Below are 6,608 nucleotides of genomic sequence, written 5' to 3'. Positions count from 1 at the left end.
CCGCGTTGAAAGCCGTGGACCCTGAAGGCCGCATTGCGCAAGCCATCCCGCTGGGTCAGGTGCTGGGCTCGGTGGTCCATGCCAGCTGCTCCAACGATGCGCCCGGCGTGGTGCGCCGCCACTTCGGCAACAGCCTCATCCTGGGCGAGCCCCTGGCCACAGGGCCCGGCCAGCCGCCCACGCCGCGCCTGGCGGCACTGGCCCAACTGCTGCAGCGCGGCGGCATCGAGGCCAAGGTCTCCGACAACATCCAGCGCGACGCCTGGTACAAGCTCTGGGGCAACATGACCGTCAACCCCGTCAGCGCGCTGACGGGTGCCACCTCGGACCGCATCCTGGGCGACGACCTGGTGCGCGGCCTGATCACGCGCGTGATGCTGGAGGCCAAGGAGATCGGCGCGCGCATCGGCCTGCCCATCAACGAATCGCCCGAAGACCGCCATGCGGTCACGCTCAAGCTGGGCGCCTTCAAGACCTCCATGCTGCAGGACGTGGAAGCGGGCAAGCCCGTGGAACTCGACGCCCTGGTGGGCGCGGTGCGCGAAATGGGCCAGCTGTGCGGCGTGGACACCCCGTTCACCGATGCGCTGCTGGGCTTGGCGCGGCTGCAGGCGCGGCAAAAGGGGCTGATGGCCTGACGCCGCAAGGGCCAGTACCGGCCTGCAGCACGCAACCGTAGACTACGCCTCCATGACTTCCGCCAAGAACCCCGCCTCGCCCTGGTCCACGCTGTGCGTGGTGGCCACCACCGTCCCCAGCGCCGAGGAGGCCGCCCATCTGGCGCGCAGCCTGGTGCAGCAGCAGGCCGCGGCCTGCGTGCAGGTGGAGCCCATCACCTCGCACTACGTGTGGGACGGCGAGATGCACGCCACGCCCGAGTGGCGGCTGGTCTGCAAGACCCTGCCCGACGTGCTGGAGCGCCTGGCCCGGCTGCTGCGCGCCGAGCACAGCTACAGCGTGCCGCAGATCACCATGCGCACCGAGCGCTGCATGGCCGACTATGCGCAGTGGCTGCGCTCCCAGGTCTCGACCCGGGACGTGGTGGACACTGCAGAAAGGGCCGCCGCGCCCCGCATCACTGCGGCGTGACGTTGGCGGCCTTGATCACGGGCACCCAGGTCGCTGTCTCCTTGCGGATCAGCTCGCCGAAGGCGCTGCCCGTGACCACCCAGGGCTCGATCCCCTGCAGATCCAGCTGCCTGACCACGGCCGGCGTGTTGAAGAGCTCCTGAATATCCTTTTCCAGCTGCCTGAGCACGGCCGGCGGTGTCTTCTTTGGCGCCATCACGCCGTACCAGGACGAGATGGCAATGCCCGGCACGCCCGCCTGGGCCAGCGTGGGCACATCAGGCAGGTACTTGCTGCGGGCCGGGTCGGTCACGGCCAGCGCACGCAGCTTGCCCGACTGCACATGCGGCAGCAGCGCGGGCACATTGCCCACGATCATCGGCACCGTGCCGCCCAGCACATCGTTGAGGCCGGGCGCCGTGCCCTTGTAGGCCACGTGCAGGATGTCGGCGCCGGTCTGCTGCTTGAACAGCTCACCGGCCAGATGCAGGCTGGAGCCCACGCCGGGCGAGGCATAGCTGATGGTGGCCGGCCTGGCCTTGGACAGGGCCACCAGCTCCTGCACCGTTTTGGCGGGCACGCCAGGGTGCACGGCGATCACATTGGCCGCCTTGGCCAGCGAGGCCACGGGCGCGAAGTCCGTCTCCACGCTGTAGCCGGGCCTGGCCAGCAGCGTGGGATTGATGGTCAGGTTGCCCTGGGGCACGACCAGCAGCGTATGGCCGTCCGCCGCGGCACGCTTGACCATGTCGATGCCGATATTGCCGTTGGCCCCGGGCTTGTTCTCCACCACCGAAGTCTGCCTGTAGCGCTCGGCCAATCCCGTGGACAGCAGGCGGGCCAGCGCATCGACCGGGCCACCGGGCGGGAAGGGCGCGACGATGGTGAAAGGCTTGGCGGCCAGTTGCTGCTGCGCGGCGGCATCCTGGGCCAGGGCGCTCTGGCATGCGGATGCTGCCAGCAGGGCGGCAGCGCCGAGCAAGGTGGGGGCTTTCATGGGGAACTCCGGGAAACAAGGCAAGGCAGGTACAAGCAAAAGAAATGCCTGAGGGCTATCGATTGTTTCTTGTATAAAACAACGTTCTTCTTATAAATCAATGCAAAGCATAAAACCTGCGGCTTGATTCGAATCAAGGGAAAACCCTTGCCTGCATGCCTGGGCCTTCGCTGCGCTCGCATACCCATGAAAAAAGGAGCGCAGCGCGCTCCTTTGGGTGGTGGTGTGCCGGGTGGCCTCAGGACAGCAGCGCCTGCGCGAATTCCCTGGCGTTGAAGGTCTCCAGGTCCTCGACCTTTTCGCCCACGCCGATGAAGTACACGGGGATCGGCCGTTCCTGGGCAATGGCGGCCAGCACGCCGCCCTTGGCCGTGCCGTCGAGCTTGGTGACGATCAGGCCCGTGAGCTGCAGTGCATCGTCAAAGGCGCGCACCTGGGCCAGCGCGTTCTGGCCGGTGTTGCCGTCGATGACCAGCAGCACCTCGTGCGGTGCCGTGGCATCGGCCTTGGTGACCACGCGGCGGATCTTGCGCAGCTCTTCCATCAGGTGCAGCTGGGTGGGCAGGCGGCCCGCCGTGTCCACCAGCACCACATCCTTCTTGCGGGCGCGGCCGGCGGTGACGGCATCAAAGCTCACGGCTGCAGGATCACCGCCTTCCTGGCTGACGATCTCCACCGTGTTGCGGTTGGCCCAGACGCCGAGCTGCTCGCGCGCGGCGGCGCGGAAGGTGTCGGCGGCAGCCAGCAGCACGCTCTGACCTTCGTCGGCCAGATGCTTGGTCAGCTTGCCGATGGAGGTGGTCTTGCCTGCGCCGTTGACGCCAGCGACCATGACCACGGTAGGCTGGTGCTCGCCGATGATCAGCGGCTTTTCCAGCGGGCGCAGCAGGTCGGCCAGTGCATCGGCCAGCAACGCCTTGACGGCGGCGGGGTCGGTGGCCTTGGCTTCCTTGACGCGGCGGCGCAGGTCGGTGAGCAGGTGCTCGGTGGCCTTGACGCCGGTGTCGGCCATCAGCAGGGCGTCTTCCAGCTCTTCGTACAGCGCATCGTTGATCTGCGTGCCGGTGAAGACCGTGGCGATGCTGCTGCCGGTCTTGCGCAGTCCGGCCTTGAGGCGCTGCATCCAGTTCTGGCGGCTGGCGCCTTCGGCTTCGGGCTTGGCCATGGGCTCGGGTGCGGCAATGAAGTCGGCAGGCGCGAGCGTGGAAGCAGCAGCAGTGGGTGCAGTGCGTGCGGCAGGCGGGGCGGCATCGCCCTTGCCGCCGCCGAAGGGCTTGCGCCACCAGGCGCTGCCGGTGTCGGCTGCGGCCGGTGGGGCAGGCGTGCCAGGGGGCAGGTCTGGGGCGCGGTCCTGCGGCGGGGTTGCGGGAATGCCGGCCTCTTCAGGCGCGGCGCTGCTGTCCGCCGGGGAAATCTCGGCGGAGGAGGGGGTGGGCTTTTTCTTGAAAAAACTGAACATCGGCAGGTTCTTAGAATCACAGCATTCTATGAAACATGCACTCACCCTCCTGGGCTTAATGGCCTGCATGGGCACCGGGGCTGCTTTGGCAGCCCCGGATGCATCCTCTTCCTCCCCTTCGTCACTGCTGCAGACGGTGGCCAGCCAGGCCGCAGGCGGCCAGCGGTCCGCCACAGCAGCGCAGCAATTCACCCTGAAGAACGGCATGCAGCTCATCGTGCAGCCCGACCGGCGCGCGCCCACGGCCGTGCACATGGTCTGGGTGCGCGTGGGCGCCATCGACGAGGTGGACGGCACCTCGGGCGTGGCCCACGCGCTCGAGCACATGATGTTCAAGGGCTCGCGCAAGGTGGCTCCCGGCGAGTTCTCGCGCCGCGTGGCCGCGCTGGGCGGGCAGGAGAACGCCTTCACCAGCCGCGACTACACGGGCTACTACCAGCAGATCCCGTCCAGCCGGCTGGAGGAAGTGATGAAGCTCGAATCCGACCGCTTCGCCAACAACCACTGGCCCGACAGCGAGTTCAAGAAGGAGATCGAGGTCATCAAGGAAGAGCGCCGCATGCGCACCGAGGACCAGCCGCGCGCCGTGCTCATGGAGCAACTGATGGCGGCGACCTTCATGGCCTCGCCCTACCACCGGCCCGTGATCGGCTGGATGAGCGATCTGGACGCCCTGACGCCCGGCGACGTGCGCGATTTCCACAGCCGCTGGTATGTGCCCGGCAATGCCACCGTCGTCATTGCCGGTGATGTGGACGTTGCCAAGGTCCGCGCCTGGGCCGAGAAGTACTACGGCAGCATTCCCGCACGCGCCGTGCCGGTGCGCAAGCCGCGCACCGAGCCTGCGCAGATCGGCATCCGCCGCATCGAGGTCAAGCAGCCGGCCGAGCAGGCCCTGGTGGCCCTGGCCTTCCGTGCGCCCTCGCTGACGCGTGTCAGCGATCTGCAGGCCGATGACCGCGATGCGCTGGCGCTGCTGGTGCTCTCGGCCGTGCTCGACGGCTATGACGGCGCCCGCCTGGAGCGGGCCCTGGTCCAGGGCGAAGGCCGCGTGGCCGACGGCGCGGGCAGCTCCATGTCGCTCATGAGCCGCGGCCCCGGCCTGTTCATGCTGACGGGCGTGCCCGCCACCGGCAAGACTGCGGCCGAGGTCGAGGCCGCGCTGCGCGCCGAAGTGGCCAAGGTCGCCAGGGATGGTGTGGAGCCCGCCGAGCTGGAGCGCGTGAAGACGCAATGGATGGCCTCCAATGTCTATGAGCGCGATTCGGTCATGGGCCAGGCCCAGAGCCTGGGCAATTACTGGATACAGGGCATGCCGCTGGATGCGGAAGACCAGTTGCTGGCCCAGCTTCGCACCATCACGCCCGATGACGTCAAGCGCGTGGCGGCCAAGTACTTTGGCGATGACCAGCTCACGGTGGGCACCCTGGTGCCGCAGCCCCTGCCTGAAGGCGGCAAGCCCCGCCGCACCGACGCGGGTGCCGGCATTGGCGGACCCCTGCATTGATGCCCCCGAAGCACGCTGGAGTGAAGATGAAGAACATGAAAAAGATGGTGGCCAGCTCCGTGCTGGCAAGCGTGGGCCTGGGCTTTGGCGCCACGTCCGCATGGGCCTTGCTGCCCATCCAGCACTGGACCCAGCCCAGCGGGGCGCAGGTCTGGCTGGTGGACAGCCCGGGCATTCCCATGGTCGATGTGCAGATGGATTTCGACGCCGGCAGCCGGCGCGATCCCGCCAATCAGGTCGGCCTGGCCAGCGCCGTGGCGCTGATGGCGTCCAAGGGCGTCACGGCCCAGGGCAGCGCGCCTGCTCTCGATGAAAACGGCCTGGGCCAGGCCTGGGCCGATCTGGGGGCCAGCTTTGGCGCCCAGGCGGGCCGCGACAGCTTCAGCTACGGGCTGCGCTCCCTGACCGAGCCCGCGCTGCTGCAGCGCGCCGTGGCCCTGGCCGCGCGCCAGATCGCCAGCCCCAGCTGGCCGCAGGACGTGTGGCTGCGCGAGCGCGAGCGCTGGACTGCGGCCATCAAGGAATCGGACACGCGCCCCGGAACGGTGGCCGGCAAGGCCCTGAGCCAGGGCGTGTTCGGCACCCACCCCTACGGTGCGCGTGCCACGGCCGAGAGCCTGTCGCGCATCGACCTGTCGGACATGCAGTCCTTCCACCGCCGGCTGATCGCCGCCTGCCGTGCCAAGGTCAGCATCGTCGGCGCCGTCAGCCGCGAGCAGGCCGACCAGCTGGTGCAGCAATTGCTGGCTCCGCTGCAGGCGGCCCAGGGCCAGGACGCCAGTGCCTGCGCTCCGCTGCCCGACGTGCCCAAGGTGCAGGCGCTCAAGGCGCCGGTCAACGAGAACATCCCCTTCGCCTCGGCCCAGGCGCAGGTGCTGATCGCCCAGCCCGGCATTGCACGCAACAGCCCGGACTTCATGGCCGTGCTCGTGGGCAACCACATCCTGGGCGGCGGCGGCTTCACCTCGCGGCTGACCGAGGAAGTGCGCGAAAAGCGCGGCCTGAGCTACAGCGTCTACAGCGACTTCTCGCCAGGCCTGGACGCAGGCGCCTTCACGATCGCCCTGCAGACGCGCCCCGACCAGGCAGCCGAGGCCCTGAAGGTGTCGCAGGACACGCTGCGCCGCTTCGTGGCCGAAGGCCCGACCGAGAAGGAGCTCAAGGCCGCCAAGGACAATCTGATCGGCGGCTTTGCGCTGCGCATCGACAGCAACCGCAAGCTGCTGGGCAATGTGGCCAACATCGCCTGGAACGGCCTGCCGCTGGACTATCTGGAGCACTGGACCGAGCGCGTGCAGGCGCTGACCGTGCGTGATGTGCGCGAGGCCATGCAGCGCATGCTGCAGCCCGATCGCATGGTGACCGTCGTCGTGGGAGGAAAGCAATGAGCCGCAACAGCATCAAACTGCATACCCCTGCCGGAAAGCGCTGGCTGGAAAAGGCCACGGCCGAGGCCGCGGCGCCCAAGGCGCCTGCCGCAGCACCGGCCGCAAAGGCAAAGGCGGGCAAGCCGGCACCCTCGGGTGCGGGCGAGGTCCGCATCATCGGCGGCCAGTGGCGCCGCACGCGTCTACGCG

Annotated in this window: 6 protein-coding genes and 1 pseudogene; 5 read left to right on the top strand and 2 right to left on the bottom strand. The window is 68.5% G+C overall.

All coding sequences use genetic code 11. The features are described 5' to 3' along the window. Both L995_RS27315 and cutA read left to right on the top strand, forming a co-directional pair. Positions 1-638: 2-dehydropantoate 2-reductase (locus tag L995_RS27315; RefSeq protein ID WP_047474486.1), on the top strand; the 638-nt coding region annotated here is incomplete at its 5' end. A 52-nt stretch (positions 639-690) separates the two neighbouring features. Further along, a complete protein-coding gene (gene cutA / locus L995_RS27310; RefSeq protein ID WP_047474485.1) occupies positions 691-1,089 on the top strand; it encodes a divalent-cation tolerance protein CutA in 399 nt (132 codons plus the stop codon). On the opposite strand, the gene L995_RS27305 is transcribed toward cutA, so the two are convergent. Both L995_RS27305 and ftsY read right to left on the bottom strand, forming a co-directional pair. Beyond that, positions 1,076-2,065, bottom strand: coding sequence for a Bug family tripartite tricarboxylate transporter substrate binding protein (locus tag L995_RS27305; protein ID WP_047474484.1), 990 nt, complete (start codon positions 2,063-2,065; stop codon positions 1,076-1,078). The two genes, cutA and L995_RS27305, sit on opposite strands and share 14 nt — an antisense overlap. Positions 2,066-2,303: 238 nt before the next feature. Further along, positions 2,304-3,524, bottom strand: coding sequence for a signal recognition particle-docking protein FtsY (gene ftsY, locus L995_RS27300; RefSeq protein ID WP_047474483.1), 1,221 nt, complete (start codon positions 3,522-3,524; stop codon positions 2,304-2,306). 28 nt (positions 3,525-3,552) lie between these two features. On the opposite strand from ftsY, the gene L995_RS27295 reads away from it, so the two are divergent. The 3 genes and pseudogenes from L995_RS27295 to L995_RS27285 form a co-directional block, all read left to right on the top strand. Then, on the top strand, positions 3,553-5,031 hold the full coding sequence (locus L995_RS27295; protein WP_016449075.1) for a M16 family metallopeptidase: 1,479 nt from the start codon (positions 3,553-3,555) through the stop codon (positions 5,029-5,031). Positions 5,032-5,057: 26 nt separating this feature from the next. Further along, the gene (locus L995_RS27290; RefSeq protein ID WP_047474482.1) at positions 5,058-6,419 is read left to right on the top strand and encodes a M16 family metallopeptidase; all 1,362 of its coding nucleotides are present in this window, start codon (positions 5,058-5,060) and stop codon (positions 6,417-6,419) included. Then, positions 6,416-6,608, top strand: a pseudogene (locus L995_RS27285) (16S rRNA (guanine(966)-N(2))-methyltransferase RsmD); the annotation flags it as partial. The gene L995_RS27290 and the pseudogene L995_RS27285, both read left to right, overlap by 4 nt.

It is taken from the genome of Delftia sp. ZNC0008 (assembly GCF_000799035.1).
GTDB classification, from domain to species: Bacteria; Pseudomonadota; Gammaproteobacteria; order Burkholderiales; family Burkholderiaceae_C; genus Comamonas; species Comamonas tsuruhatensis.
The sequence above is the reverse complement of the archived record's forward strand: the minus strand, read 5'-3'. Positions and strand labels throughout refer to the sequence as shown.

Coding starts and splice junctions, on each gene's coding strand:
- cutA (WP_047474485.1), top strand. CDS start 691: ATGACTTCCGCCAAGAACCCCGCCTCGCCCTGGTCCACGCTGTGCGTG.
- L995_RS27305 (WP_047474484.1), bottom strand. CDS start 2,065: ATGAAAGCCCCCACCTTGCTCGGCGCTGCCGCCCTGCTGGCAGCATCC.
- ftsY (WP_047474483.1), bottom strand. CDS start 3,524: ATGTTCAGTTTTTTCAAGAAAAAGCCCACCCCCTCCTCCGCCGAGATT.
- L995_RS27295 (WP_016449075.1), top strand. CDS start 3,553: ATGAAACATGCACTCACCCTCCTGGGCTTAATGGCCTGCATGGGCACC.
- L995_RS27290 (WP_047474482.1), top strand. CDS start 5,058: ATGAAGAACATGAAAAAGATGGTGGCCAGCTCCGTGCTGGCAAGCGTG.